This window comes from Streptomyces sp. NPDC006294, from assembly GCF_042870895.1.
Taxonomy (GTDB): domain Bacteria; phylum Actinomycetota; class Actinomycetes; order Streptomycetales; family Streptomycetaceae; genus Streptomyces.
In genome coordinates, this window is sequence record NZ_JBIAHV010000014.1 from 85,639 (window position 1) to 110,315 (window position 24,677).

The following is a 24,677-nucleotide window of genomic DNA, read 5'->3' on the forward strand; positions in this document are numbered from 1 at the left end:
CCGATGCGGAGTCGAGTACGACGCGCTTGCATCCTCAGGTGGATGTGTGCGCCTGAACAGAAACGGTTGCATGTCTTCACCGCTGACCGCAGGTCCCAAGCTGGGTATGTCGAAGCCCGACTGGCTCGCCTCCCCGAAGGTCTTCCGCACCGAGGTGCTGGCCGGTCTCGTCGTGGCCCTGGCGCTGATCCCCGAGGCGATCTCCTTCTCGATCATCGCCGGTGTCGACCCCGCCGTCGGACTCTTCGCCTCCTTCACCATGGCCGTGGTGATCTCCATCGTGGGCGGCCGCAAGGCCATGATCTCGGCCGCCACCGGTGCGATGGCCCTGGTCATCGCACCGCTCAACCATGAGTACGGCCTCGGCTATCTGATCGCCGCCGTCATCCTCGGCGGACTGATCCAGATCGTCCTCGGCGCCCTCGGCGTCGCGAAGCTGATGCGCTTCGTGCCCCGCTCGGTCATGGTCGGCTTCGTCAACGCCCTCGCCATCCTGATCTTCATGGCGCAGGTCCCCGAGATGACGGACGTGCCGTGGGCCGTCTACCCGCTGATCATCGGCGGGCTGGCGCTGATGGTGTTCTTCCCGAGGATCACCAAGGTCGTCCCGGCCCCGCTGGTCTCCATCGCCATCCTCACCGTGATCACGGTCGCGGCGGGAATCGCGGTGCCGACCGTGGGCGACAAGGGCGACCTGCCCTCCTCGCTCCCCGTCCCCGGCCTGCCGGACGTGCCGTTCACGATGGACACGCTGACCACCATCGCCCCCTACGCCTTCGCGTTCGCGCTGGTCGGGCTGATGGAATCGCTGATGACCGCCAAGCTCGTCGACGACATCACCGACACCCACTCCAACAAGACCCGCGAATCCCTCGGCCAGGGCATCGCCAACGTCATCACCGGCTTCTTCGGCGGCATGGGCGGCTGCGCCATGATCGGCCAGACCATGATCAACGTGAAGGTGTCGGGTGCCCGCACCCGGCTGTCGACGTTCCTGGCCGGTGCGTTCCTGATGGTCCTGTGCATCGTCTTCGGTCCGGTCGTCTCCGACATCCCGATGGCCGCGCTGGTCGCGGTGATGGTCATGGTGTCCGTCGCCACGTTCGACTGGCACTCGGTCCAGCCCAAGACGCTGAAGCGGATGCCGGTCGGCGAGACCACCGTCATGGTCGTCACCGTCGCCGCCGTGGTGGTCACCCACAACCTGGCCATCGGCGTGGTGCTCGGCTCGATCACCGCCATGGTCATCTTCGCCAAGCGGGTCGCGCACCTCGCCGAGGTCACCGGAGTCATGGACCCCGACGGCAACCAGGTCGTCTACGCGGTCACCGGCGAGCTGTTCTTCGCCTCCTCCAACGACCTCGTCTACCAGTTCGACTACAAGGACGACCCGGACGACGTCGTCATCGACCTCTCCGACGCCCACATCTGGGACGCCTCCTCGGTGGCCGCCCTCGACGCCATCGAGACCAAGTACGCCCAGCGCGGCAAGAAGGTCACCATCATCGGCCTGAACAAGCCCAGCGCCGACATGCACGGCAAACTCGCCGGACAGCTCACCGCCGGCCACTGACGAACCTCGTCGACCGATACGGATTCGGCCCCGACCGCCCGCCCCGAGCGCCGACGACGGCATGCTCGGGGCGGGCGGCTTTGCGGGTCAGTCCAGGTGCGCGAAGGAGTCCAGCAGCTCGGCGGCCTCCGCCACGTCGTCGGTGAGGGGCCGGCCTCGCGCTCGCCGGTCTCCAGCGGGTCCTCTACAGCAACCGCCCCGCACAAGGGCCTCCCATCACCCCCGCCAACCTGGCGGTCCTCTAGAACGGCAGTGCCAAGGCGGTGCGGTTCGCGACGCTCGGCGCGCTCTGCGAGGTGCTCGAGTGCCAGCCGGGCGATCTGCTGCGCTGGGAGCCGGAGGCGGCCGAGGAGGCGCAGGAGACCGGGGAATCCGCCGGCCGTGCGGTGTCGCCACGAGCGTTGTGACATCGTGGTGCCATGGCCATCGAAGTGCGCCCGGCTTCCGTCTTCGAGGACGTCCGCTCCGTGCTCGGCCCCAAGTCGCCCGGAGCCGGCGTCTGCTGGTGCCTGAGCTACCGGATCCCGTCCAAGCTCAACAACGGGCTGCGCGGCCCGGCCCGCGGCGAGTACGTCGCCGAGCTGTGCCGGGCGGAACCCCCGCCCGGAGTCCTCGCGTACGACGGCGGCGAGCCGGTCGGCTGGGCCGCCGTGGCACCCCGCTCGGGCACGACGTTCGCACGCAACCGGAAGATCCCGCACATCGACGACCTGCCGGTCTGGTCCCTGTGGTGCATCCGCGTACGCCCCGGCCACCGCAAGCAGGGCATCTCGCACGCCCTCATCGCCGGCGCCGTCGACTTCGCCCGTACCCGGGGCGCCCCGGCGGTCGAGGCGTACCCGCTCGACAACGGTGACGCCAAGGTCGACCTGACGATGGCGTACGCGGGCCTCAGGAAGAACTTCGAGCGCGCCGGGTTCGTCCACGCCGCCGACACCACCTCGGTGCTGGCCGGTCATCCCCGGGTCCTGATGCGGCTCGGCCTGCGCTGAGCCGTACCGCGCCGGGCTGAGCCGCGCCGCGCTGAGCCGCGCCGCGCTGAGCGGTCTGACGCCGAGCCGCGCCGAGCCGTTCCGCGCTGACCCGTGAGCGGCGCGGAGGCAGGTTGCCCGGCGTCGTGGATGGACGTTCGCCGGATAGGCCGTTCGGGGCAATGTGAACGGACCCGCGTCATGGCTGCCGCACAACCGCCTCTCCCTCATGACGCCGCGTCTGCGGCGTGCAGCGACAGGGAGATCAGCCGTGAGCGAATCGATGACCAGGGCAGCGGTGGCGTGGCTGGCGGCGGCCGCACCCGAGCCCCGGGCCGTCCGCCTGGAGTGGGAGCGCAACCCCTTCCAGACCCAGCTTCTGCCGGCGGGCAAACTGTGGGACGTCCTGCTGGTCCCCGGAAGAATCGGTTATCCGGCCTTCGACGTGCTCGCCCGCCGCGTCGACTCCCCGGGCCCGGTGCTCGCCGACCTGGGCGGCACCCGCACCGGATTCTTCGTGCCCCCCGGCACCGCCGACCGCTGGGCCGGCACGGACGCGCGCGGAGCGGGCCGGGGCACATGGATCGTCGTCCCCTGCCCCGGCCGGGCCCCCGGTGGAACGCGCTGGCTCGTACCGCCCGACGGCAGAGGATCCCTCAACGACCCGATCCTGCTCGACCAGGCCCTCCACGAGGCCGCGGCCATGCTGGCGGCCGGGGACAAGCGGCAGTGAACGCAGCTGCGGCCGCCCCGCCGACGGCGGACGAAGAACACGGCTTGTCGCGGCGAGGGCACCATGGACACCATGGACACGCCGAGCCCCGACTGGATCACTGTGGCCGCCTACGAGAACCTGCCGGGCCGCCCCCGGCCGATGGCGGCCGTCCGCGCTTGACTGCGTGAGCGCGGGCTCGACTGGATGCCCTTCGGCCAGGACGAGATCCGCTGGGACCTCGCCTGCGGGACCGGCCGGGACGGCCACTGGCACGGCTGGTTCGGCGTTCGCGTCCACGCCGGCGCCCTGCGGCGGCACGGTCTGCATCCGGACCGGTCCACCGCCGAGGTCACCGGCCCGTCCCCACCCGGGTGGTGGCACGCCGCCGCGGAGCGCGACGTTCACCGGCACGTGCCGGACGGGGAGGAGACCGGCTCCGGCAGCCGCTGATCCGCTCCGCACCCTCCGTGCTCCGCTTCGAGTTTTCGGTTCCCGCGCCGGGATACCCGGCCCGGTGGTTCTCGCGGTCCGCCCGACGGAGAAGGGAAGCCGATGCGCGCACTGACCGTCCGCCCGCACGTCAAGAATTCGCTGGAGGTCCGGGAACTGCCCGAGCCGGACCCGCGGGAGGGGCAGATCCTGGTGGACGGTCTCGCCATGGGGGTCTGTGGCACGGACAAGGAGATCGTCGACGGCGCCTACGGATGGCCTCCGCCGGCGCGGGACCGGCTGGTGCTGGGCCACGAGTCGCTGGGGCGGGTCCGGCAGGCCCCGCCGGGCAGCGGCTTCTCGGCCGGCGATCTGGTCGTCGGAGTGGTGCGCCGGCCCGATCCGGTGCCCTGCGGGGCGTGTGCGAGGGGCGAGTTCGACATGTGCCGCAACGGCCGGTACACCGAACGCGGCATCAAGGAGATCGACGGGTACGGCTCCCAGGCGTGGTGCGTCGAGACCGACTACGCGGTGCGGCTCGACGCGCGGCTCGAGCGCGTCGGGGTGCTGCTGGAGCCGGCGTCCGTGGTCGCCAAGGCGTGGGAGCAGGTAGAACGGATCGGCGGCCGGTCGTGGTTCGAGCCGGAGCGGGTGCTGGTGACGGGCGCCGGGCCGATCGGCGCGCTGGCCGCCCTGCTCGGCGTACAGCGCGGCCTGGAGGTGCACGTGCTGGACCGCGTCACGGAGGGGCCGAAGCCGTCGCTGATCGCGGCGCTCGGCGCGACGTACCACTCGGAGGACGCCGGGAAGGCGATGTCGTCGCTTCGTCCGGACGTCGTGATCGAGGCGACGGGCGCGGCCGAGGTGGTGTTCGAGGCGGTGTCCGGAACCGCGCCCTACGGCATCGTGTGCCTGACCGGCGTCTCGCCCACCGGGCGGAAGCTGAGCGTCGAGGCCGGCACCATCAACCGCGAGATCGTGCTCGAGAACGACGCCGTGGTGGGCTCGGTCAACGCCAACCTGCGGCACTACCGACTGGCGGCGGACGCGCTGGCGAAGGCCGACCTGTCGTGGCTGGAGGGCTTCATCACCCGCAGAGTGCCACTCGACCGCGCCGACGAGGCGTTCACGGCGCGGCCCGACGACATGAAGGTGGTCGTGACCCTCGACGCGTCGGCCGATGATGCCACGTGAGCGCTCCCCTGATCGTCGTCACGGGCGTCTCGGGGTCGGGGAAGACGACCATCGGCCAGAAGCTCGCCGGGCGTCTCGCCGTGCCGTACGCCGAGGCCGACGACTTCCATTCGCCGCACAACGTCGCCAAGATGCGGGCCGGCGTCCCGCTGGACGACGAGGACCGCCGCCCGTGGCTCGACGCGATCGCCGCCTGGCTGGCCGGGCACGCCGACCACGGAGGCGTGGTCACCTGCTCGGCGCTCAAACGCGGCTACCGTGACCGTCTGGCCGCCGCGTCGCCCGACGCCTTCTTTCTTCACCTCGACGGCTCGGCGGAGCTCATCGCCGGCCGGCTCGCGGCACGCGAGGGCCACTTCATGCCGGCGAGCCTGCTGCGGTCCCAGATCGACGCGCTGGAACCGCTGGGGCCCGACGAGTCCGGGGCGGCGATCGCCATCGACGGCACGCCGGAGGAGACGGCCGCGCTGGCGTACGCCGCTGTCATGGACCGGTGAGCGCCATGCAACGAAAGAGCCCGCGCACGGTCGCTTCAGGTAACGGATCGGATACGATGGGTTGCTGGACTTCCGTGATCGAAAGTGGTTGAGCATGGCGGTAGCGCATAGGTCGGGCATTCCGGCGGAAGCGGCGGCACGCGGCCGTTCCCGCACGTCAGCGGCGGTCCGCGCATGATGCCGGAGCCGGCGGTCACGACCGCCAAAGCCACCGAACCCCTGGTGTCGCCGGTCGGATCGCACAACGAGTGGGACCCGCTGGAGGAGATCATCGTCGGGCGTCTCGACGGCGCCACGATCCCCTCCAGCCACCCGGTGGTGGCGTGCAACATCCCACCGTGGGGCGCGCGGTTGCAGGGCCTCGCCGCCGGACTCAGATATCCGGGCAGACTGGTCGAGCAGGCACAGCAGGAGCTCGATCAGTTCGTCGCTCTGCTGGAGTCCCTCGGCGTCACGGTCAGGCGCCCGGACGCGGTCGACCACAGACAGCGCTTCAGCACTCCCGACTGGTCGTCACGCGGTTTCTGCAACACCTGCCCGCGCGACAGCATGCTGGTGATCGGCGACGAGATCATCGAGACCCCGATGGCCTGGCCGTGCCGGTACTTCGAGACCCACTCCTATCGCGCGGTCCTCAAGGACTACTTCCGGCGCGGCGCGCGCTGGACGGCGGCGCCGAGGCCGCAGCTCACCGACGAACTGTTCGAGCCGGACTTCCGCGTCCCCAAGGCCGGCGAGCCGATGCGCTACATCCTCACCGAGTTCGAGCCGGTCTTCGACGCGGCGGACTTCGTCCGTGCGGGCCGGGACCTGTTCGTCACCCGCAGCAATGTCACCAACCGGATGGGCATCGACTGGCTGCGCCGCCACCTCGGCCCCGGCTACCGCATCCACGAGATCGAGAGCCGCTGCCGCACACCGATGCACATCGACACCACGTTCGTCCTGCTCGCGCCCGGCAAGGTCATGGTCAACCCCGAGTACATCGACGTCGACCGCCTGCCCGACGTCCTGAGTTCGTGGGACGTCCTGGTCGCGCCCGAACCCGACCCGATCGACGAGCGCCTGCTCAAACTGACCTCGATGTGCGGCAGGTGGCTCAGCATGAACGTACTCATGATCGACGAGAAGCGGGTCATCGCGGAGCGGCACCACACCGGGATGCTGCGCACGCTCGAACGCTGGGGCTTCGAGCCGATCCCGTGCGACCTGCTGCACTACGCGCCGTTCGGCGGCTCGTTCCACTGCGCGACACTCGACGTCCGGCGCCGCGGCACGCTCGAGTCGTACGTCGACTGATCCGGGTTCCGGGGGCTTCCCTCACGCCCAGCCGAGTCCGGTGCAGGAACGCCCGGCGCGAACGCCCTCGAACGCGGCCCGGGTGCAGGGCACCGTCCGGTCCCGCAGGGGCGGGAACAGGACAGCCGGCGGGGCCGCCCCCGGGCGGGCGGCCGGAGTGCGGCAGCGGGCCGGCCGTGCGAGCGTGTGGGATGTATCCGGCCCGCCCCGTCGTTCCCGTGCGGTGCATGAGAACGGACCCTCCGGGTACTCGTCGATCCACCGTTCGAAGTCCGGGGGAGCATCCCGTGTTCGAGTGCACTGACATCAGAGAGTGGCGCGGCCGAGACGTGGTCGACGTCGGCGGCGACAAGATCGGCACTCTGGAGGCCGTCTACGTCGACACGAGCACCGATCTGCCCTCCTTCTGCACCGTGAAGATCGGCCTCCCCACCCGTCATCGCCTGGCCTTCGTGCCGCTGTACGACGCGCGGGTCGGCCCCGACTACGTCCAGGTGGCCGTGGCGAAGAAACTGGCCAAGAGTGCGCCCTCGATCGACCTCGACGGGGTGCTGCCCGCCGAGGACGAGCCCGCCGTCTTCAAGCACTACGAACTGGACCACCGGACCGGAACCGGCGGCGAACGGCGACTCGCACGACGCTGACCGGAATGTCACCACGAGTGTGAAGCCCGCGAGAAAGGCACCACGATGTCGACCTTCCTGCTCCTCGTCCTTGTCGCGGTCGTCCTGGGCATCATCGGCGTCGCCGTCGAGGGCCTCTTCTATCTACTGATCATCGGCGTGGTCGTCTTCCTCGCCGCCGTCCTCTTCCTCGGCCTGCGCATGGGACGGCGTAAGGGACGCAACCCGCGCTGAGCGAGTCCGCCGCCCGACGGTCGTCCCGTCGGCGACCGCCACGGCCATGGCCAGAGAATGACCCGATCAGGTGATCGCACCGCACTCGCATCACCCCACGCGACGACTTGCGTACGCTGTGGCGCGCCGGTGCCCACTGGGGGCGGCGGAACGATGGCCGCGGGGGTGCCATGGGATTCGGATTCGGGCAGCGCAGAAGGGGAGAGCTGCCGGTGGAGCGTACGAGCTTTGTCGGCCGCGTCGAGGAGCTCCGCCTGATCGAAACGGGTTTCGAGGGGTCACGGCTGGTGACCCTGGTCGGGCCCGGTGGTGTCGGCAAGAGCCGCACGGCACTGCGTGCGGCCGCCGCCGTGCGGGAACGTTTCCCCGACGGGATCTGGCTGGTCGAGCTGTCGTCCCTGCGGGACGCGGAGCTGCTTCCCGCGACGCTCGCGACCGTGCTCGACGCGCCCGAGCAACTGGGCATGGCGCCGATCGATGCCGTGGTGGCGCATCTGCGGGGACGACGGCTGCTCATCGTGCTCGACACCTGCGAACACGTGCTCGACGCCTGCGGGATGCTCTGCGACATCCTCTTGCGCGAGGCGGAGGGGGTGAGCGTTCTCGCCACCAGCCGGCAGCCGCTGGACGTACCCGGCGAGCGGTGCGTGCAGCTCGCGCAGTTCGGCACGGAGGACGCCGTGGACCTGTTCGTCGAGCGGGCCGCGGCCGTCGTGCCGGGGTTCGCCGTCACGGCGGACAACCGCGGCCAGCTGGCCGGCCTCGCCGAGCGGCTGGACGGCATCCCGCTGGCGCTGGAACTCGCGGCCGTACGCCTGCGCGCCGTTCCGCTGCCGGAGCTCGCGGCCCGGCTCGACCGCAGGCTGGACACGCTCACGGGCGGGCTGCGCACCGCGTCCCTGCGGCACCGGACGCTGAGGAAGGCGATCGGCTGGTCGTACGAGCTGTGCACCCGCCGGGAACGGCAGCTGTGGCAGCGTCTGTCGGTCTTCGCCGGTCCGTTCGACCTGGCCACGGTCGAGCAGGTCTGCGCCGACGGCGTGCTGTCGCGCGAGGACGTGCTCGAAGCCCTCATCGGGCTGGTCGACAAGTCCGTGGTGCAGCGCCTGGGGGAGCGGGACTCCCGTTACCGGCTGCTCGACACGATCCGGGAGTACGGCGCGGACCGGCTCGACGGATCGCGAGCCGCGGCGGCCGTGCGCGACCGGCATCTGGCCCACTTCGAGGAGCTGGGCCGGTGCCTGTGGGACGAGTTGCTGACCCCGGCCCAGGTCGGGCTGTACCGCGAGGTGAGCTCCCAGATCGCCGACGTCAGGGCCGCCCTCCACCATGCCTACGACGGTGCGGGCACGCGGGAGCGGGGGCTGCGGCTGGCGTGGCGGTTGGGGCCCTACTGGCGTGCTTCCGGAGCTCTGTCGGAGGGGCGTTACTGGGTCGACAAGGGGCTCGCCCTGGTGCCGGAGGACTGCGGGGAGCGGGCCTGGGGGCTGTTCATGGCGGGCGTGTTCGCGGTGTGGACGGCCGACCTGGACACCGCGCCGGGGCGGTTCCGCGAAGCGCGCGAGGTGGCGGACCGCACCGGTGAGGACCGGGTGGGGCTGTTCACCGACGCGTATCTGGGCGCGATGACCGCGTTCGGTGGCGAGGTCGAGGAAGGGTTCGCCGCGCTGGAGTCGGCACGCCACCGGATCGTCGCCGTGAAGGACGGGCTGGGGATGGCCGTCGTCCACTACGAAGGGGCCCTGCTCCGGGCCGTGTTCGGGGACACGGCGGGGGCGCTCGCGCTGTGCGAGGCCGGGCTGGCGTTCCTGGAGGGCACCGGCGACCGTCAGTTCTACGGGTCCACGCTGGGAGTGCGGGGCGTGATCCTGTGGCTCGCCGGAGAGCACGAAGCGAGTGCTGAACCGTTACGCCAGGCACTGGAGGCCGTCAGCGAGATCGGCGAGGTGCTGGTCGCGGCGCTGGCCTGCCTGGTACTCGGCTGGCATGCCGCACGGCACGAGCGGTACGTCCGGGCCGGGTGGCTGCTGGGGTACGCGGAGAACGCGCGCCGGCTCAGCGGCGACCCCGTCTCGATGCTGCCCTCTCTGCTGGAACAGCAGGAGTCGGTGCAGCGGACGGTACGGGCCGCGCTCGGCCCCGCGGAGTTCGAGCACTGGTGGGGGATCGGGGCGCGGATGTCGGGGACCGCGGTCCTGCGGTCGGTACGGGCGGACGCGGACGTGCCGCTGCTGGAGCCCCGGGCCTCCCGCCGGCGGGAGGACGGGACGCGGCGGGCGCGCACCGGCGTCCTGTCGCCACGGGAGCGGGAGGTCGCCGCGCTCGTGGCGAAGGGTCTGTCGAACCGGCGGATCGCCGAGGATCTGGTCATCTCCAAGCGGACGGTGGACGCGCACGTGGAGCACATCCTCGCGAAACTCAAGATCTCCTCACGCGTGGAGATCCCGGCGCAGGAGCCGCCTGAGCCGCCTGAGCCGCCTGAGCCGCCGGAGCAGCGAGAACCGCGAGAGCCGCAGGAGCACCCGGAGCAGCCCGAGGAGTCGGTGTGGCCCTCGGCATAGGTGTACCGACGGCGCCGTCGCCGCCTGGAATTGCGTATACCGACGGCGGCCGGATCGCGGTTGCCGGGGGTCGCGGGGCGGACATGATGTGAACGCCGCCGGGGGTGGCGAAGGTCCGAGGGCCGGCAGTTGCTCCCCCACCTCGACTGTCATGGCGTGGTGCCCGTGCCTCGCTCTTCCCGGCGGCGCGGAGGTGGTGGCTGCCCAGTCGGTGCGGCAGCCGCCACCCTCTTCTCGCGCCGCCCCCGCTGCAGAGCGCCGGTGGTCAGGGGCAGGGAAGCCGGCTGATGAGGCGGGGCAGGGGGACGGCCGCGCCGGTCGGGGAGTCGGGGCAGAGCCGGGCGCGCGCCGGACGGCCGGCCTCGATGTCCGCGATCAGCTGCTCCAGCGCGGCCGTGGTCCCGTGCTGAGCGGGCCGGCGGCGGTCCAGGGACGCGAGCGTCCTGCGCGCCCGCCGCAGGGCACGGCCCTTGCGGCCCTCCTGGTGATCGGCCAGCGCGAGGGCGTAGCGCGCGACGACGCACGCCCAGGTGTCGATGCGGACCCCTGGCTGGGTGAGGGCCCGGCGGGCGGTGTGCCGCGCCGCGCCCGGGGCCTCGCCGGACTGGGCGACGGCCAGGGCCGCCAGACTGACCGCGGTGGAGGGCCCGGCGGGCGCCTGGGCCGGGATGGCGCGGACGGCCTCCTGGAAGTGCTCGACCGCGGCCGCCGGATCGCCCTGGTGCATGGCGAGCACTCCCTGCACATGTGCGACGCGGCCGACCGTGGCGTCGTCGCCGGCCATGACCGCCGCCGTCCACGCGTGGTGCAGCAGTTCGCAGGCCGCCCGGGGGTCGCGGCCCGCGGTGAGCCACGCCTCCAGCCACATGCCCCGTACGACGGCCGGGTGCTCCTCGTGGCACAACGGCAGCAGCAGTTCGAGATACCGGCGGCCCTGCTCCGCGCAGCCGTAGACCGTCCACCAGAACCACAGGTTCACGACGGCCTCCAGGAGCGGGGCCGGCTGGTCGATCTGGTGCGGGACATGGTCGAGCATGGCCACGAGGTTGTCCCGCTCCTCCCGTACGAGCTGGACGGCCTGCGGCTGGCGGCCGCTGTTCCACAGGAACTCGGCCGCCGCCGCCACCCGCCGGCCGTGCATCGCGTGCCGGTCCTCGGCCACCGCCAACTCCCCGGCCTGTTCGAGCCGTTCGGTCCCGAAGTCGCGGGCGGCGGGCGCCATGCGGTACCGGGGTTCGCCCATCCCTCCGGGGTCGCCGACCGGCTCCAGCACCCCCGTGGCCGCCAGTTCCGCGAGACAGGCGGGCACCTCGTGGGCCGCTACGCTGCCGCCCGCGCACATGAAGGCGGCCGCCGAGGCGTCGAAGGAACCGGCGAAGACGCTGGTCCTGGCCCAGACGACCCGTTCCTCCCGGTCGCACAGCACATAGGCCGACGCGACGGCGCGGCGCAGCGAGCGGTGACGGGGGAGCGCCACCCGGCGGCTGGTCAGCCAGCACTGGCGGTGCCGGAGCAGGCCGGCCAGGTCCTGCGGGTCGCTGCACGCCATCTGCGCCGCGGCCAGCTCGACGGCGAGCGGAAGGCCGTCCACGCTGCGGCAGACGGCCGTCACCGCGTCCAGGTCCCCCTCGGCGACGGTGAAGCCCTCCCGCGCGGCGCGTGCTCTGTCGAGGAACAGTTCCACCGCCGGCGGCGGACCCTCGCGGCCGGCCACCGGCACGGTGCTCAGCGGCGCCAGGCGCAGCACCCGCTCGTCGCCGAGCCCGAGGGGCCGCCGCGAGGTGACCAGCACCCGCAGCCTCGGCACGGCGTGGAGCAGTGCCTGCACCAGACCGACGCCCTCCCGGTGAACGGGGTCGGCGTCGTCGAGGAACAGCAGCGGCCTGCCCTTGCGCAGCGCGCGCATCACGTCGTCGAGCACGGAGGACTCCGCCGAGCCCGGCCGCGGCCCCCTGCCCGTCGCGGCGTGCAGGACCGCGTTGGTCAGCGCGCCGGGCGGGCCGGGCCGGGCGCCGTGCCGCCGCACCCGCAGGACCCGGTCCCAGTCGCCGCGCGTCGTCCCGGTCACGAAGGCGGCCAGGCAGCTCTTGCCCACCCCGACGCAGCCGGCGACGGTGACCAGCCGGGACTCCGCCAGAAGGCCGCTCAGCCGCGATGCCTCCGCCTCCCTTCCGATCGGGCCACCGGCCACGGGTCCGCTGCCCGCACGCTCTTCGCCGTCCGAGACGGCACCTGTCCACACTTCGCTGCTCCCCGTCGGTCCATCTCGTCGGCCGCCGGCAAGGCCGCCGGCGGCGTCGGCAATCGCGGTGCAGAACCGTCACTGCCGCGACGTCACGGCACCCCCAACGCGCCGGGTGCTCCCCGGGTGTCGCCCATGGGCAACAGATCACACTCCGCAACGACGATTCGAATGCGCGTACAGCCGTGGGTGGTTGACCGCCACGGGCGGGGCCCGGCGCCTGCGTGCGGGGCGCTGTAGGTACGGGCGTGCGGTGTCCGGCCGGCGGTCGCGCGGCGTCCGGGGAGGCCGGGGGCCTGTGCCGCGGCACGCCGGCCGGACCGCGCTCGTGTCCGGATGCGGCGGGTGTACGTATACGCAGGGCCGTGCGGCGTCCGTGCGGATGGGTGCGAAAGGGGTCCGGCGTGGGGCGCGCGGTGCTAGGTCAGTTCATGGAGTCCTCGCCGCGCTGCTGGAGTTCACGGACATCGCCCCCGCCGCCGTCCGCGACCGGGTCCGGGCGCGCGTCACCCTCGCCGGCCGGCTCACGCCGTCGGTGACCCAGCCCGCGGCCGGCGTCCTGATGCTCCGGCTCGACACCGCGCGGGCGAGCATCCGGCGGCACGGGCTCGTGGAGCATGTCGGCCCCGACGACCTCCACCGGGCCGAGCCCGACGCGCTGGCGAGTGCGGAGGCCGCGATGCTGAACCATCTCGACGAGGACCACCGCTACGTCGTGGCGCAGCTCGCCCGGCTCGCCGACCCGGAACTGCTGCGCGGGGCCGTTCGCGTCGTGCCGTTCGCGATGGACCGCCACGGGATCACCCTCCGGTGCGAGTACGCCTCCGGTTACGCGGACCACCGCATCGCGTTTCCGGCCCCGGTGCGGGACGCGACCGGCGTCGGCCGGCAGGTGGAGGCTCTCCTCGGCCGGGTCCGCGCCCGCGCTCGTGCGCGGCGTCGCTGAACCTGCCGCCTGCCGTGCCGAGGGCGGACGCCCGGGTCAGTGCGGGGGCCGGGCCGCCCGGGCCGTGATCTGAGCGATGCGGCGGGCCGATTCCTCGGGGGAGGCGCCGGGCTGGACGATGTGACTGAGCGTCAGCCGGACGACCGTCTCCACGGCGAGACTGCGCGACTCCGCCTCGATCTCCGGCCAGGCGTCGGCCGCGTACGTGTCGAGCATGTCCGTCGCCGTGTTGAAGACCGGCTCCGGCTTCGTCGTCAGGTACGACAGCAGATCGTCCTCACCGCTGTCGCGGGCGCTGGTGAGCACGCCCTTGATCAGCGCGTTGTCGGCCGCCTGCCGCAGGGTGAAGCCGACCCCGGCCGCGACGGCGGCCTCCAGGTCCGCACCGTGCGCGTCCAGCTCCCGCTGGATGCCGACCATGAACCGTTCGGCCTCCCGCTCGACGAGAGCGCGGCCGATGGCCTCCTTGGAGCCGAACTCGTTGTAGAGGGTCTGCCGACTGATCCCCGCCCCGCGCGCGATCGCCGCCAGGCGCAGCTTGGCCCAGCCCTCGGCGGCGACGAGTTCATGGGCCGCGTCCAGCACCTGCTCCCGGAGCAGCGACCGGACATTCTCGCGAAAGCGTGTCATCGTGCGCCCACTCTAGCGATTCCCAAGGCGTGCCCAACCCATTGACACTCTTCAGTCAGACTGTCTAAATGCTGGACGTCGGGGCTTGCAGGTGTCGTCTTTGAAGGTGGGAGCCGAACCATGGAAGGAACGACCGCGGCCGGCGGAGCACGTATCGCCTGGCGCGACCCCAAGCGCTACCTCTGGCTGATCGGCCTGATCGTGCCGATGTTCCCCTTCCTGGCCTGGGGACTGGTGACGGCCACCGGACACGGCGCCTTCTGGTGGACCGGAGTCGTCCTGCTGTACGTGATCTTCCCCGCCGTGGACCATCTCCTCGGCAAGGACTCGGCCAACCCGCCGGACAGCGCGCTGGCTTGGCTGGAACAGGACCGCTACTACCGCTGGTGCATCTTTCTCTACCTCCCCCTCCAGTACACCGGACTGGTCCTGGGGTGCTGGCTGCTCACCCACGGCGGCCTCGGCCCTCCCGACCGGCTGGGCCTCACGATCACGCTCGGCGGCGTGGCCGGCATCGGCATCAACACCGCGCACGAACTGGGGCACAAGAAGGAGTCGGTGGAGCGCTGGCTCTCCAAGATCGCCCTGGCGCAGACCTGTTACGGCCACTTCTACATCGAGCACAACCGCGGCCACCACGTCCGCGTGGCCACCCCCGAGGACCCGGCCAGCGCCCGTCTTGGTGAGTCCTTCTGGCGCTTCCTGCCGCGCACCGTCACCGGCAGTCTGCGCTCCGCCTGGCAGCTGGAGAGGACACGCCTCGGCCGGCTGGGCAAGGGTCCGTGGACGCCGCACAACGACGTGCTCAACGCGTGGGCCATGTCCCTCGCCCTCTTCGGCGCGCTGACGGCCGCGTTCGGACCCGGCATCCTGCCGTACCTCTTCATCCAGGCGGTCTTCGGCTTCTGCCTGCTGGAGGTCATCAACTACACCGAGCACTACGGCCTGCTGCGCGAACGCACCGCCTCCGGCCGCTACGAGCGCTGCGCACCGCGGCACAGCTGGAACAGCGACAACGTCGCCACCAACGTCTTCCTCTACCACCTGCAGCGGCACAGCGACCACCACGCCAACCCCACCCGCCGCTACCAGGCCCTGCGCCACTTCGACGAGGCGCCCGAACTGCCCACCGGCTACGCCGGGATGATCCTCCTCGCCTATTTCCCGCCGCTGTGGCGCCGCGTCATGGACCCCCGCGTCATCGCCCACTACGACGGTGACGTCACCCGCGCCAACATCCAGCCGTCCCGGCGCCCCGCCGTCCTCGCCCGTTACGGAGACGCCGCATGAGCCGCTACCGCTGCCCCGTCTGCGAGTACGTCTACGACGAAGAAGGCGGCGCGCCCCGCGAGGGCTTCCCGGCGGGCACCCCGTGGCGGCTGGTGCCGGACGACTGGTGCTGCCCCGACTGCGGCGTCCGGGAGAAGATCGACTTCGAGCATCTGGAGAGCGCATGAAGAAGTGGCAGTGCCTGGTGTGCGGGTTCGTGTACGACGAGGCCGATGGCTGGCCGGAGGAGGGCATCGCGCCCGGCACCCGGTGGGAGGACATCCCCGACGACTGGTCCTGCCCCGACTGCGGCGCGGCCAAGGCGGACTTCGAGATGACCGAGATCACGCACGCCTGATCCACCGCCGGACCGCCGGGTGTTCCGGCACGGACGTCAGAGGACCGCGACGCCCAGGGGACGTTCGCCCGCCGCCAGGCGGTGGGTGTCGCCGGAGGCCAGGTCCACGACCGTGACGCCGTTCCAGTAGCCGTCGCGGGTGAAGCCCCCGGTGACGTACCCGGTGCGGCCGTCGCGGGAGACGGCCGGTTCCGCCGCTTCACCTCGTCGTGGCGGCCGGCCTTCCCGCGCGGACCGGCGGGGTCCACCGATCGGCTGACCCGTGCGGGCCTCGCGTGCGGTAGACCTGAGGTCCGTACCGGCGGTGACGGTGCAAAGGAGGGAGCGGGGGCCGCCGGTAGGGTGCCGGATCATGACCGTTGCGCGTTCCGTGGCCCTGTTCGTCGTCGCCGCCCTGTTCGAGATCGGCGGAGCCTGGCTGGTGTGGCAGGGCATCCGGGAGCACCGCGGCCGGCTCTGGATCGGCGCGGGCGTCATCGCCCTCGGCCTCTACGGCGTGGTGGCGACCCTGCAGAGCGACGACGACTTCGGACGCGTCCTCGCCGCGTACGGGGGGATCTTCGTGGCCGGTTCGATCGTGTGGGGCATGGTCGCCGACGGCTACCGGCCCGACCGCTACGACGTGATCGGGGCCCTGGTGTGCCTCGCGGGGATGGCCGTGATCATGTACGCGCCCCGCGGCCGCTGACCGGGGTCGCGTCGCCGCGATGCCGCGTGGGGCGCAGGCTCTCAGGCTTTCAGGCCAGGGCCTTCAGACGGGCGTCGAGCGCGTCGACATCGGGCACGAACCAGATGTGGTCGGACCGGTTCGACTCGTGGACCAGGGCGCGCAGCGCCGAACTGGCTTCGAGGTGGCGGGAGATGTCGCCCACGACGGCCAGGCGGAGCCGGTAGTTGGCGAACTTCTGCATGACCTCGCCCGCGAAGCGGGTGCCCAGCGAGAAGAACTGCTCGTCCAGCCGCTCCGCGGGCACGGCCACCATCTCGGCACCGAGGAAGACCGCGCCGACGAGGTCCAGCGCGTCCTGCGTGGTGGCCACCTTCGGCCCCGCCGGATCGCACATCAGGACCTGCACACCGCTCCGCTCCTCCACGACGTCCGTCACTGTGGGCCCCCGTCCGGTCGATGTGATCGCTGACCTGTCCGACCCACAATCTAGACCAGTCCACTTGCCCGGCGCGCCCGCACGCCTCCGGCCGGACGTTACCCATCGGTATGCCGTGACTTCCCACACGGGCGGCAGTAGAACATGTTCCCCTTCATCGAAGAGTGAGGAACATCACATGAACCCTTGCCTCGCGCAGGGCAGGCCCGTTCGGGGTGTGTCCCGCCGTGACCTCATCACTGGAACGGGTTCCGTTCTCGGCGGCGCACTCCTCGCCGGCGCGACGACGGCCCACGCCACAACGACCACGCCCGCCACTACCACCGCCGCGCCCATCGCCTCCGGGGCACATGTCGCGGTGCTCGTCGTCGGCACCGGATACGGCGGCTCCGTCGCCGCCTTACGCCTGGCCCGGGCCGGCGTCGAGGTGCACATGGCCGAGATGGGGATGGCCTGGGACACGCCCGGCCCCGACGGAAGGATCTTCGCCAACACCACCAAGCCCGACCACCGGTCGTTCTGGCTCCGCACCAGGACCAGACAGCCGCTGAGCGACTTCCTCGGCTTCCCCCTCGACACGGACGTCCCCCGGTACACCGGGATCCTGGACGCCGAGGAGTTCGGCGGCATCACCGTCTACCAGGGCCGGGGCGTCGGCGGCGGCTCGCTCGTCAACGGCGGCATGGCGGTCACGCCCCGGCGGGAGAACTTCCCGGCCGTCCTGCCCACCGTGGACGCCGACGAGATGTACGACGTCTACTACCCGCGCGCCAACGCCGGGCTCGGCGTCGGCCTGGTGGACCAGGGCTGGTGGGAGAGCGCCGCCTGCTACCAGTACGCCCGGGTCGGCCGTAAGCACGCGGAGCGCTCCGGCTTCCCGTTCGTCCTCGTGCCCAATGTGTACGACTGGGACTACATGGAACAGGAAGCGGCCGGCGCCGTTCCCCGCTCGGCGCTGGCGGGCGAGGTCCTGTTCGGCAACAACCATGGCAAGAAGACCCTGCGGAAGACCTATCTCGCCCGTGCCCTGGCCACCGGGCGGGTCACCATCTCGCCGCTCCACCAGGTCACTTCGGTCGCCCCGGCGGCCGGCGGCGGCTACACCGTCCGCATCGGACGGATCGACACCGCCGGAACCGTCGCGGAGACCAAGACCGTCACCGCGGACAAGGTGTTCTTCGCGGCCGGCAGCGTCGGCACCAGCAAGCTGCTGACCAGACTGAAGGCCACCGGTGCGCTGCCCGCTCTCAACGACGAGACCGGCAGGGGCTGGGGCGACAACGGCAACGTCATGTGCGGCCGCGCCAACCACATGTGGGACGCGACGGGCAGCCTCCAGTCCGCCATGCCCACGGCCGGCATCGACAACTGGGCCGCCGGCGGGGTGTTCGCCGAAGTGGCGCCGCTGCCGACCGGGATCGAGACCTACGCCTCGTTCTATCTGTCCATCACCAGGAATCCGCACCGGGCCGCGTTCACCTGGAACGCCGCGGCGGGACGGGTGGACCTGGACTGGCGCACCGCGTGGAAGCAGCCGTCGATCGACGCCGCGCGGACCGTCTTCGACAGGATCAACGCCAAGGAAGGGACGATCTACCGGACCGACCTCTTCGGCGCGTACAAGATCTGGGGCGACCACCTCACCTACCACCCGCTCGGCGGCGCGGTGCTGGACCGGGCCACGGACAACCACGGCCGGCTGCACGGCTACCGGGGGCTGTACGTCATCGACGGCGCGCTGATCCCCGGGAACGCGAGCGTCAACCCGTTCGTCACCATCACGGCCCTCGCCGAGCGGAACATCGAAGCGATCATCGCCAAGGACCTGTGACCGCGCGCGGCGCCGAACTCAATGCCCGGGCAGGGCGCACGCGGCGTCCAGGCCCAGCACGTGGTTGAGACGGCCGAACGCCAGCCAGGAGCCGATGCTCATGCTCAGCTCCACGATCTCGAGTTGGCTGTAGTGCGAGGTCATCCGCGCCCAGAACGCGTCGTCCAGACCGTGGTGATCCAGGGCGTACCGCTCGGCGTATTCGGCGGCCAGCCTGGTGCGGTCGTCGAAGGCGTCGGTGGTGCGCCACCGGGTCACCGCGTCGGCGAACGAGTCCTCGACCCGCTGCCCGTCGCGATCGGTCCGCCAGCCGAGGCAGAACAGGCACCCGTTGATCTGCGCGATCCGCAGCCGCGCGGCCTCGAACTCCCGCAGCGCCAGCGTCGTATGGGCGTAGACCGCCAGGGAGAAGTCCGCGGCGGCGGGCCCGATGCCCGGAACCATCTCGCCCCATACGTACTCGATCGGGTTCCTGCCCTCGGGGACGTCGATGTTCACAGCGGTCTCCTTCCGAGTCGGCCGGCCGCGGGGCGCAGCGGGACGTCGAGCGCGTCGTACAGTCCGGGGCCGGCGGCAACCAGCCAGTCGACGGCGTTCACCAGCCGGCCCGCCGCGGTGGCGTTCCCGCCCGCGGACCGGTTCTCGTCCTCGTCGGTGGCCGAGACCGTCACCTCGATCCGCGGACGGCCCTCGATGACCACCCGGTGGGCGCCGGCCCCGTCGGGCGGCGAGGGCCAGTGGGGCGCGCAGGACGGATGGATACGGGTGATGTGCTCGACGACGATGCGGGGCTCCCCGCCGACGACGCCCTGCACCTCGAACCGCACCGCGCCCTGGGTGCCCGCCTCGAACCCGCCCATCGACCGGGTGCTCACCCGGGTGTCCAGCGGGCACCGGTCCACGGTCTCCCGGATCTCGTCCACCTCCGCGCCGAGCGCCCTCGCCATCAGCCGTATCTGCCCGCCCCACACCATGGTCGGGACGGACGGCGCGAGCATCGGCGGCCGGTACTCCATCGGCTGCCCCATGCCGATCAGTTGCCGGACCGAGTCGGGCTGGTCGTACGTGGAGTAGTCGAAGATCTCCTGACAGCGGACGGCGTCCACCGTGGTGGCGAGCCCGCTGACCAGTAGCGGCAGCACGTCGTTGCCCCAGCCGGGGTCGACGCCCGAGACGAACAGCGAACCGCCGCCCTCCTTGATCGCGGCCAGCACCGGCTCCCGCAGCTCCGGCGGGGCGCCCCGCCGGTCGTAGAGCCCGTACAGCGACGGCGTGACGACCGCCGCCCCCACCCGGACCGCCCGCAGCACGTCCGCGAGGGCGTCGTCGGGCCGGACGTCGCCGGACGCCGCGTACACCACCGCACGGGGGCGGGCGGCCAGGACCGCGCCGGAGTCGTCGGTGGCCGCGACGCCCAGTTCCCGTCCGAGACCGGCGAGTTCGCCCGCGTCCCGGCCGGACTTCGCCGGGTTGTGGACCACCACGGCCGCCAGGCCGAGGGCAGGATGGGCCGCCACGGCGCGGATGGCAGCGCGGCCGACATTGCCCGTACCCCACACCACGGTCGGAATCATGCGGCGGAGGGTAGCGCCGGGGTCCGCAGGTTCCCAGTGCCGCGCACCGGGCAATGCGACCGATACCCGTGCGACACACCCACCCGGCACCTGCACCGGCGCTGACGACGCGCACGGCGAGGAGCCCGGCCCCCGCTCGGGGCCGGGCTCCCGGGACGCGCTGTGCGCTGCGGTGGTCAGCCCTTGCCGCGGCTCGTGAGGAGATCGCGGACCCTGTCCACCATGCCCATGCCGGGGGCGAGGAGCTTGTTGGCCGGCGGCGTGTCCGGGGTCGAGGGGTGCGGGCGGGTCGGGGCGGTCTCCTTGGCCCGGCGGACCTTCTCTCCCAGTTCCATCAGGAACTCGGGCTTGCACGACTCGGCGAGCAGCGGGAACAGCCGCTTCTCCTCGTCGGAGACGTGCGAGGTGACCGATGTCTTCAGCTGCGTGATCAGGGTGTCGAAACGGGGGTCGCCCGCGTCGCAGCCCTCCAGCTCCTTCAACAGACGCTCGACCTCGGCATGGTCGGCGACCTCCTGGTCCGCCAGGTCGTCACCGTCGTCCACGAAGCGGCGGACCGCGGGGTACAGGTACTCCTCCTCGGCGACCGAGTGCCGCACGAGTTCCTTGGTCAGCTCGTCCGCCAGTTCCCGGCGCCCGGGGGCCCCGGGGCCCAACGCGTCGATCTCGGCGAACAGCTGGTCGACCTCGCGGTGGTCGGCCGTCAACTCCTGGATGACGTTTCCGCCGTGTCCCATGTCCTGGCGTCCTCTCTCGCTCGCTGCGAAGAATCCCCCCACGGGCCTGGCTGCCCCGCCTCACCGGCGACCCTAACGCGGGTGCCCTGCTCCGGCGCGCGCACCGGGCGGCGGCCACCCGGTGGATTTCATGACCGGTCCGCGATCTCTTCGCGCAGCGGGTCCGCGCGCGTCAGGCCACGTCGGGGACGGCGGCGCGGAGCCTCGTACGGAGCTGCTCACCGTGCAGCTCGGCGACCGGGGCCAGCAGGTCCGGATGGCGCAGCAGCGCGGCCGCCCGCCGGTCGCTCCCGTCGGGCGAGACCAGCCGCCGGTACACCCCGGGGACCTCCTCCGCGAGCCCGGCCACCGCGTCGGCGGCGAGCTCCGGGCTGCCGAGCAGACAGGCCGCCCAGCTCGCGACGACCTCGTCCACCCAGCTCCGCCAGGCATGCTCCTGCGGTGAGTCGCCGCCTGCGTGGCCCGTGTCGCTCAGACCGTCGAGCCTGCCGGAGCCGCCCGGGCCGGCCAGGGCGGCGAGGGAGGCGTCCATCGGCGTCGGATACCGCAGCAGCGCGGCGACCGTGACCGCCTGTCGCGCCTGCGCCTCGCACAGCGCGGAGGCCATCGCCCCGCCGACCGCAGGGTAGGCGCGGGTCAGCCAGGTGGTGGTCGCGGCTATGAGCGGCGACAGATCAGCATGCACAGCGGCCGCCCGTTTCGGAAGAAGGGGTGAGGCTTCAGGGATGGTGAGGCGAAACTACCGCCGTCGTCCGCAGCGGCAAATGACGTACGTCACGCCGCGGTGCCACAGCCGGGCCGTGCTACAGCTCGCGGGCGTACGGAGGCTCCGCCCCCGCCTTCGCGCAGGTGAGCGCCGCGGCCCTGGCGGCGAGGCCCAGCACCTCCCGCCAGCCGCCCGGCGACAGCGACGCCACGGCGTCCGGGGCCAGCAGGTCCCGCTCGGCCAGGGCGTGCAGGAGTGCCGCGTTCACCGTGTCGCCCGCCCCGATGGTGTCGATGACCTCGACCCGCTCGGCGGGGACGGAGACGGCGGTCCCACCGCGGGTGAGCACGGTCAGCCCGTCGCCCCCGTGGGTGATCACGACCGCGGCGGGACCGGCGGTCACCAGCTCCCGGGCGTCGGCGCCGAGCCAGTCCGCGTCCTCCTCGCTCAGCTTGAGCAGCGAGACATGGGGAAGCCAGTTCTTGAACCGGGCCCGGTAGGCGTCCGCGTCCGGAATGAGACCGGGTCGGATGTTCGGGTCGAGCGCGACGAAGACGCCCCGTCCGGCCTCCCGGCGCATCAGCTCCTCGTACGCGCTCGCCCCCGGCTCCAGCACCAGCGAGCAGGTGCCCAGCGACAGCGCGCGGGTGGCGGCGGGCAGCTCGGGCGGCAGCTCGAAGAGCCGGTCGGCGGTGCCCTCCACATAGAAGGTGTAGGCGGCGGCGCCGCCGGCGCCGATCGACGCGACGGCCAGCGTGGTCGGCTCAGGACCGCGCTGCACCAGTTCGAGCCCGACGCCCTCCTCGCGCAGCCGCTCGGTCAGCGACTCGCCGAAGGCGTCGGTGGAGATCCGGGAACAGAAGGCGACCCGGGCCCCGAGCCGGCCGAGCGCGATCGCGGTGTTGTACGGGCCGCCGCCCCGGGCGGGCAGCAACGGCGCCGGCGGCCCGCCGCCGGTCTGCGGCACCAGGTCGATCAGGGCCTCACCGGCGACGACGATCACGGGGCGTCTCCTTTCAGGGGTACGGAACGCATGGGCACGGAGCTCGTCGTGGTCACGTGGGGATCATCCGGCGGCGGCGCGGACGATGGCCGCGGCCGCGGGGGCGACGGCGAGGACGGGTGCGGTGGAGCGGGCGGCGCGGCCCAGCATGAACGCGCCCTCGAGGAGCGCGAGCACGGCGGTCGCCGTCGCGCGGGGCTCGGCGACGCCGCAGGAGCCGTAGTAGCCGGCGAGGGCCTCGGTCCAGGAGGCGAACACCTCCGCCGTGGCCAGTCGCAGGGTCTCGTTCGTCCCGGCGACCTCCATGGCGATGGTCGCGATGGGACACGGGTCGGCGAAGTCGAGGTCGAGCAGGGTCTGCGCGGCACCGGTGAACGCCCGGGCGGTGGTCTCCGCCGGGCCGGTGCCCCGGTCCTGGAACAGCTCGGAGATCAGTCCCAGGTAGGCCGCGCCGGAGGTGCGGACCACCTCCTCGCCCAGTTGCGTCTTGCCGCCGGGGAAGAAGTGGTACGCGGAGCCGTAGGTGGCGTCCGCCGTGGCGAGGATCTGTTTCATGCCGGTCGCCGTGTACCCCTGGCGCCGGAAGAGCTCGGTCGCCGCGGTCAGGATGCGCGCTCTGGTATCGCCCGTCGTTCTCATCTCGGCTAGTCTCTCACTAGATCGATCAATCCAGTAGGAGGGTCGGGCAGATGCCGATGTCGGAGATCGAGCTGAGTGCCGGGACCATCGCGTACCGGGACACCGGGGGAAGCGGTGAGGTCGTCGTCCTGCTGCACGGCCTCGCCTTCGACGACTCGGTGTGGGACCGGGTGACGGACGAGCTGAGCGCCGACTTCCGTGTCGTGGTGCCCGTCCTGCCGCTCGGCAGCCACCGCACACCGATGAACCCCGGCGCCGACGTGTCCGCACAGGGCGTGGCGAACCTGGTGGCCGAGTTCCTGGAACGGCTCGACCTGCGGGACGTCACGCTCGTACAGAACGACGCCGGGACGGCCCAACTGCTCGTCGGCGTACGGGACGAGCGGGTCCACCGGCTCGTGCTCACCTCGTGCGAGGCGCTGGAGAACTACCCGCCCGGCGTGCAGGGCAGGACCCTGCAGGCACTGTCCCGGATTCCCGGCGGCATCTTTCTGCTGCTGCAGTCCTTCCGGGTGCCCTTCCTGGTCCGGCTGCCGAACGCGCTCGGCGGCATGGCGAAGCACCCCATCCCGTACGCGATGGTCCGCCGCTGGTACGGGCCGCTGCTCGCGGACCGGCGGATCCGGCGGGACTTCGACGCCTTCCTGCGCAGCACCCGCAAGGACACCTATCTGCGGGCGGCGGAGCGGCTGCGCGGGTTCCGCGGCCCCGCGCTCGTCGCCTGGGGCGCCGAGGACCGGATGATGCCGCCCGCGACCGGCCGGCGGCTCGCCGATCTGCTGCCCCGCGGCGAGTACGTCGAGATTCCGGGCGCCCGCACCCTCGTCCCGCTCGACAACCCCGGCGCCCTCTGCGCCGAACTGCGCCGTTTCATCAAGGAGTCACCCAACCCACGCCGCGAAGACCCGGCCGGCTGACACAGTGGCTGCGTGATCCCGCGGGACCGCCGTGATCCCGCCCAGCCGCCGTGGAAAGTACGCGCCCGCCGATGAGAGCGACGCCGCTGTTGACCGGACTCGACGCACGGCTCCCCGCACTGCGGGAGCTCTACCAGGACCTGCACGCCCACCCCGAGCCGGCGTTCCAGGAGGTGCGCACCGCGGGCGTCGTCGCGCAGCTGCTGCGGGACCAGGGCTGGGAGGTCACCGAACGCGTGGGCGGCACGGGCGTGGTCGGCGTGCTCCGGTCCGCGGCCGGGCCCGTCGTCCCGCTGCGGGCGGACATGGACGGACTGCCCGTGCTGGAGGCGACCGGGCTGCCCTACGCCTCCAGGTGGACCGGTGTCGACGCGGACGGCGCCGAGGTGCCCGTCATGCACGCCTGCGGCCACGACATGCACGTCACCTTGCCCGACCATCGAACTCGGCGTGCGGGCGCTGCTGGGCGCGGCGGGACAGTGGCTCGTGGTCGGGGACGCGGGATAGCGCCCGTCCCCGGGCCTCCTGGTCACCGACTCCTCGCCGGCCCTTGACGGTCGGCCGGTGGGCTCACATACTGGCGGCCAAATCGATTTGGCCAAATCGATTTGGCTCTCCGTCCA

28 protein-coding genes and 1 pseudogene are annotated in these 24,677 nt (G+C 72.1%); 19 read left to right on the forward strand and 10 right to left on the reverse strand.

Translation table 11 applies throughout. The features are described 5' to 3' along the window. Window positions 1-70: 70 nt before the first annotated feature. From ACFYOP_RS24740 to ACFYOP_RS24790, 11 genes and pseudogenes are all read left to right on the forward strand, one after another. On the forward strand, window positions 71-1,573 hold the full coding sequence (locus ACFYOP_RS24740; RefSeq protein ID WP_356893591.1) for a SulP family inorganic anion transporter: 1,503 nt from the start codon (window positions 71-73) through the stop codon (window positions 1,571-1,573). Window positions 1,574-1,788: 215 nt separating this feature from the next. Further along, window positions 1,789-1,980 (forward strand): annotated as a pseudogene (locus ACFYOP_RS24745) (helix-turn-helix domain-containing protein); the annotation flags it as partial. A 12-nt stretch (window positions 1,981-1,992) separates the two neighbouring features. Beyond that, window positions 1,993-2,565: a GNAT family N-acetyltransferase gene (locus tag ACFYOP_RS24750; protein WP_356893589.1), complete on the forward strand. Its 573-nt coding sequence runs from the start codon at window positions 1,993-1,995 to the stop codon at window positions 2,563-2,565. Window positions 2,566-2,827: 262 nt separating this feature from the next. Next, window positions 2,828-3,277: a hypothetical protein gene (locus ACFYOP_RS24755; protein ID WP_388452863.1), complete on the forward strand. Its 450-nt coding sequence runs from the start codon at window positions 2,828-2,830 to the stop codon at window positions 3,275-3,277. Between the two features lie 186 nt (window positions 3,278-3,463). Further along, the gene (locus ACFYOP_RS24760) at window positions 3,464-3,709 is read left to right on the forward strand and encodes a hypothetical protein (RefSeq protein ID WP_356893585.1); all 246 of its coding nucleotides are present in this window, start codon (window positions 3,464-3,466) and stop codon (window positions 3,707-3,709) included. Between the two features lie 102 nt (window positions 3,710-3,811). Beyond that, window positions 3,812-4,882, forward strand: a complete 1,071-nt coding sequence (locus ACFYOP_RS24765; protein WP_356893583.1) for a glucose 1-dehydrogenase — start codon at window positions 3,812-3,814, stop codon at window positions 4,880-4,882. Continuing rightward, the gene (locus ACFYOP_RS24770; protein WP_356893581.1) at window positions 4,879-5,379 is read left to right on the forward strand and encodes a gluconokinase; all 501 of its coding nucleotides are present in this window, start codon (window positions 4,879-4,881) and stop codon (window positions 5,377-5,379) included. Before ACFYOP_RS24765 ends, ACFYOP_RS24770 begins: the two co-directional genes overlap by 4 nt. Window positions 5,380-5,553: 174 nt before the next feature. Then, window positions 5,554-6,678, forward strand: coding sequence for an amidinotransferase (locus ACFYOP_RS24775; RefSeq protein WP_356893579.1), 1,125 nt, complete (start codon window positions 5,554-5,556; stop codon window positions 6,676-6,678). A 287-nt stretch (window positions 6,679-6,965) separates the two neighbouring features. Further along, on the forward strand, window positions 6,966-7,322 hold the full coding sequence (locus ACFYOP_RS24780; protein WP_356893577.1) for a PRC-barrel domain-containing protein: 357 nt from the start codon (window positions 6,966-6,968) through the stop codon (window positions 7,320-7,322). Window positions 7,323-7,367: 45 nt separating this feature from the next. After that, entirely contained in the window at window positions 7,368-7,535 is a 168-nt protein-coding gene (locus ACFYOP_RS24785; RefSeq protein ID WP_356893575.1) for a hypothetical protein, read from the forward strand. A gap of 170 nt (window positions 7,536-7,705) precedes the next feature. Further along, the gene (locus ACFYOP_RS24790) at window positions 7,706-10,096 is read left to right on the forward strand and encodes a LuxR C-terminal-related transcriptional regulator (RefSeq protein WP_356893573.1); all 2,391 of its coding nucleotides are present in this window, start codon (window positions 7,706-7,708) and stop codon (window positions 10,094-10,096) included. Between the two features lie 265 nt (window positions 10,097-10,361). Here ACFYOP_RS24790 and ACFYOP_RS24795 read toward each other — a convergent pair whose 3' ends face one another. Then, window positions 10,362-12,338 (reverse strand): hypothetical protein, encoded by a 1,977-nt coding sequence (locus ACFYOP_RS24795; protein ID WP_356893571.1) that lies wholly within the window; start codon window positions 12,336-12,338, stop codon window positions 10,362-10,364. Window positions 12,339-12,720: 382 nt separating this feature from the next. Between ACFYOP_RS24795 and ACFYOP_RS24800 the strand changes: the two genes are divergently transcribed. Beyond that, window positions 12,721-13,284: a DUF2470 domain-containing protein gene (locus ACFYOP_RS24800; protein WP_356893569.1), complete on the forward strand. Its 564-nt coding sequence runs from the start codon at window positions 12,721-12,723 to the stop codon at window positions 13,282-13,284. Between the two features lie 36 nt (window positions 13,285-13,320). Here ACFYOP_RS24800 and ACFYOP_RS24805 read toward each other — a convergent pair whose 3' ends face one another. Further along, on the reverse strand, window positions 13,321-13,914 hold the full coding sequence (locus tag ACFYOP_RS24805; protein WP_356893567.1) for a TetR family transcriptional regulator: 594 nt from the start codon (window positions 13,912-13,914) through the stop codon (window positions 13,321-13,323). Between the two features lie 120 nt (window positions 13,915-14,034). On the opposite strand from ACFYOP_RS24805, the gene ACFYOP_RS24810 reads away from it, so the two are divergent. Genes ACFYOP_RS24810 through ACFYOP_RS24820 form a run of 3 tightly spaced genes read left to right on the forward strand, consistent with a single transcriptional unit; the run spans window position 14,035 to window position 15,541 of the window. Continuing rightward, entirely contained in the window at window positions 14,035-15,204 is a 1,170-nt protein-coding gene (locus ACFYOP_RS24810) for an alkane 1-monooxygenase (protein ID WP_356893565.1), read from the forward strand. Continuing rightward, on the forward strand, window positions 15,201-15,371 hold the full coding sequence (locus tag ACFYOP_RS24815; protein ID WP_356893563.1) for a rubredoxin: 171 nt from the start codon (window positions 15,201-15,203) through the stop codon (window positions 15,369-15,371). Before ACFYOP_RS24810 ends, ACFYOP_RS24815 begins: the two co-directional genes overlap by 4 nt. Continuing rightward, a complete protein-coding gene (locus ACFYOP_RS24820; RefSeq protein ID WP_356893561.1) occupies window positions 15,368-15,541 on the forward strand; it encodes a rubredoxin in 174 nt (57 codons plus the stop codon). The genes ACFYOP_RS24815 and ACFYOP_RS24820 overlap by 4 nt, the downstream gene beginning before the upstream one ends. Before the next feature lie 36 nt (window positions 15,542-15,577). Here ACFYOP_RS24820 and ACFYOP_RS24825 read toward each other — a convergent pair whose 3' ends face one another. Beyond that, window positions 15,578-15,895, reverse strand: coding sequence for a hypothetical protein (locus tag ACFYOP_RS24825; RefSeq protein WP_356893749.1), 318 nt, complete (start codon window positions 15,893-15,895; stop codon window positions 15,578-15,580). On the opposite strand from ACFYOP_RS24825, the gene ACFYOP_RS24830 reads away from it, so the two are divergent. Then, window positions 15,894-16,229: a YnfA family protein gene (locus ACFYOP_RS24830; protein ID WP_356893559.1), complete on the forward strand. Its 336-nt coding sequence runs from the start codon at window positions 15,894-15,896 to the stop codon at window positions 16,227-16,229. The two genes, ACFYOP_RS24825 and ACFYOP_RS24830, sit on opposite strands and share 2 nt — an antisense overlap. 49 nt (window positions 16,230-16,278) lie before the next feature. Here the strand turns inward: ACFYOP_RS24830 and ACFYOP_RS24835 are convergent, their stop codons facing one another. After that, window positions 16,279-16,647 (reverse strand): DUF4180 domain-containing protein, encoded by a 369-nt coding sequence (locus tag ACFYOP_RS24835; RefSeq protein WP_356893557.1) that lies wholly within the window; start codon window positions 16,645-16,647, stop codon window positions 16,279-16,281. A 178-nt stretch (window positions 16,648-16,825) separates the two neighbouring features. Between ACFYOP_RS24835 and ACFYOP_RS24840 the strand changes: the two genes are divergently transcribed. After that, a complete protein-coding gene (locus tag ACFYOP_RS24840) occupies window positions 16,826-18,478 on the forward strand; it encodes a GMC oxidoreductase (RefSeq protein WP_356893555.1) in 1,653 nt (550 codons plus the stop codon). Between the two features lie 18 nt (window positions 18,479-18,496). Here the strand turns inward: ACFYOP_RS24840 and ACFYOP_RS24845 are convergent, their stop codons facing one another. The 6 genes from ACFYOP_RS24845 to ACFYOP_RS24870 form a co-directional block, all read right to left on the reverse strand. After that, complete coding sequence (locus ACFYOP_RS24845) at window positions 18,497-18,976, reverse strand: carboxymuconolactone decarboxylase family protein (RefSeq protein WP_356893553.1); 480 nt, start codon at window positions 18,974-18,976, stop codon at window positions 18,497-18,499. Further along, window positions 18,973-20,052, reverse strand: coding sequence for a dihydrodipicolinate reductase (locus ACFYOP_RS24850; RefSeq protein WP_356893551.1), 1,080 nt, complete (start codon window positions 20,050-20,052; stop codon window positions 18,973-18,975). The genes ACFYOP_RS24845 and ACFYOP_RS24850 overlap by 4 nt, the downstream gene beginning before the upstream one ends. A gap of 176 nt (window positions 20,053-20,228) precedes the next feature. Continuing rightward, window positions 20,229-20,789 (reverse strand): hemerythrin domain-containing protein, encoded by a 561-nt coding sequence (locus tag ACFYOP_RS24855; protein ID WP_356893549.1) that lies wholly within the window; start codon window positions 20,787-20,789, stop codon window positions 20,229-20,231. Between the two features lie 172 nt (window positions 20,790-20,961). Then, window positions 20,962-21,474, reverse strand: coding sequence for a hypothetical protein (locus ACFYOP_RS24860; RefSeq protein ID WP_356893548.1), 513 nt, complete (start codon window positions 21,472-21,474; stop codon window positions 20,962-20,964). A 118-nt stretch (window positions 21,475-21,592) separates the two neighbouring features. Further along, on the reverse strand, window positions 21,593-22,498 hold the full coding sequence (locus ACFYOP_RS24865; RefSeq protein WP_356893546.1) for a carbohydrate kinase: 906 nt from the start codon (window positions 22,496-22,498) through the stop codon (window positions 21,593-21,595). Between the two features lie 63 nt (window positions 22,499-22,561). Next, window positions 22,562-23,137, reverse strand: a complete 576-nt coding sequence (locus ACFYOP_RS24870; protein ID WP_356893544.1) for a TetR/AcrR family transcriptional regulator — start codon at window positions 23,135-23,137, stop codon at window positions 22,562-22,564. Window positions 23,138-23,193: 56 nt separating this feature from the next. Here ACFYOP_RS24870 and ACFYOP_RS24875 point away from each other — a divergent pair, with 56 nt between their 5' ends. Both ACFYOP_RS24875 and ACFYOP_RS24880 read left to right on the forward strand, forming a co-directional pair. After that, a complete protein-coding gene (locus ACFYOP_RS24875; protein WP_356893743.1) occupies window positions 23,194-24,054 on the forward strand; it encodes an alpha/beta hydrolase in 861 nt (286 codons plus the stop codon). Between the two features lie 71 nt (window positions 24,055-24,125). Then, window positions 24,126-24,608 carry a hypothetical protein gene (locus tag ACFYOP_RS24880; protein WP_388452807.1) on the forward strand — a complete coding sequence of 161 codons (483 nt, stop codon included), beginning with the start codon at window positions 24,126-24,128 and terminating at the stop codon, window positions 24,606-24,608. Window positions 24,609-24,677 lie beyond the last annotated feature (69 nt).

Bases quoted from the DNA above. Each gene is read 5' to 3' on its own strand.
- ACFYOP_RS24740 (WP_356893591.1), top strand. From the start codon at position 71: ATGTCTTCACCGCTGACCGCAGGTCCCAAGCTGGGTATGTCGAAGCCC.
- ACFYOP_RS24750 (WP_356893589.1), top strand. From the start codon at position 1,993: ATGGCCATCGAAGTGCGCCCGGCTTCCGTCTTCGAGGACGTCCGCTCC.
- ACFYOP_RS24755 (WP_388452863.1), top strand. From the start codon at position 2,828: ATGACCAGGGCAGCGGTGGCGTGGCTGGCGGCGGCCGCACCCGAGCCC.
- ACFYOP_RS24760 (WP_356893585.1), top strand. From the start codon at position 3,464: ATGCCCTTCGGCCAGGACGAGATCCGCTGGGACCTCGCCTGCGGGACC.
- ACFYOP_RS24765 (WP_356893583.1), top strand. From the start codon at position 3,812: ATGCGCGCACTGACCGTCCGCCCGCACGTCAAGAATTCGCTGGAGGTC.
- ACFYOP_RS24775 (WP_356893579.1), top strand. From the start codon at position 5,554: ATGATGCCGGAGCCGGCGGTCACGACCGCCAAAGCCACCGAACCCCTG.
- ACFYOP_RS24785 (WP_356893575.1), top strand. From the start codon at position 7,368: ATGTCGACCTTCCTGCTCCTCGTCCTTGTCGCGGTCGTCCTGGGCATC.
- ACFYOP_RS24790 (WP_356893573.1), top strand. From the start codon at position 7,706: ATGGGATTCGGATTCGGGCAGCGCAGAAGGGGAGAGCTGCCGGTGGAG.
- ACFYOP_RS24800 (WP_356893569.1), top strand. From the start codon at position 12,721: ATGGGTGCGAAAGGGGTCCGGCGTGGGGCGCGCGGTGCTAGGTCAGTT.
- ACFYOP_RS24805 (WP_356893567.1), bottom strand. From the start codon at position 13,914: ATGACACGCTTTCGCGAGAATGTCCGGTCGCTGCTCCGGGAGCAGGTG.
- ACFYOP_RS24810 (WP_356893565.1), top strand. From the start codon at position 14,035: ATGGAAGGAACGACCGCGGCCGGCGGAGCACGTATCGCCTGGCGCGAC.
- ACFYOP_RS24815 (WP_356893563.1), top strand. From the start codon at position 15,201: ATGAGCCGCTACCGCTGCCCCGTCTGCGAGTACGTCTACGACGAAGAA.
- ACFYOP_RS24820 (WP_356893561.1), top strand. From the start codon at position 15,368: ATGAAGAAGTGGCAGTGCCTGGTGTGCGGGTTCGTGTACGACGAGGCC.
- ACFYOP_RS24830 (WP_356893559.1), top strand. From the start codon at position 15,894: ATGACCGTTGCGCGTTCCGTGGCCCTGTTCGTCGTCGCCGCCCTGTTC.
- ACFYOP_RS24825 (WP_356893749.1), bottom strand. From the start codon at position 15,895: ATGATCCGGCACCCTACCGGCGGCCCCCGCTCCCTCCTTTGCACCGTC.
- ACFYOP_RS24840 (WP_356893555.1), top strand. From the start codon at position 16,826: ATGAACCCTTGCCTCGCGCAGGGCAGGCCCGTTCGGGGTGTGTCCCGC.
- ACFYOP_RS24850 (WP_356893551.1), bottom strand. From the start codon at position 20,052: ATGATTCCGACCGTGGTGTGGGGTACGGGCAATGTCGGCCGCGCTGCC.
- ACFYOP_RS24855 (WP_356893549.1), bottom strand. From the start codon at position 20,789: ATGGGACACGGCGGAAACGTCATCCAGGAGTTGACGGCCGACCACCGC.
- ACFYOP_RS24870 (WP_356893544.1), bottom strand. From the start codon at position 23,137: ATGAGAACGACGGGCGATACCAGAGCGCGCATCCTGACCGCGGCGACC.
- ACFYOP_RS24875 (WP_356893743.1), top strand. From the start codon at position 23,194: ATGTCGGAGATCGAGCTGAGTGCCGGGACCATCGCGTACCGGGACACC.
- ACFYOP_RS24880 (WP_388452807.1), top strand. From the start codon at position 24,126: ATGAGAGCGACGCCGCTGTTGACCGGACTCGACGCACGGCTCCCCGCA.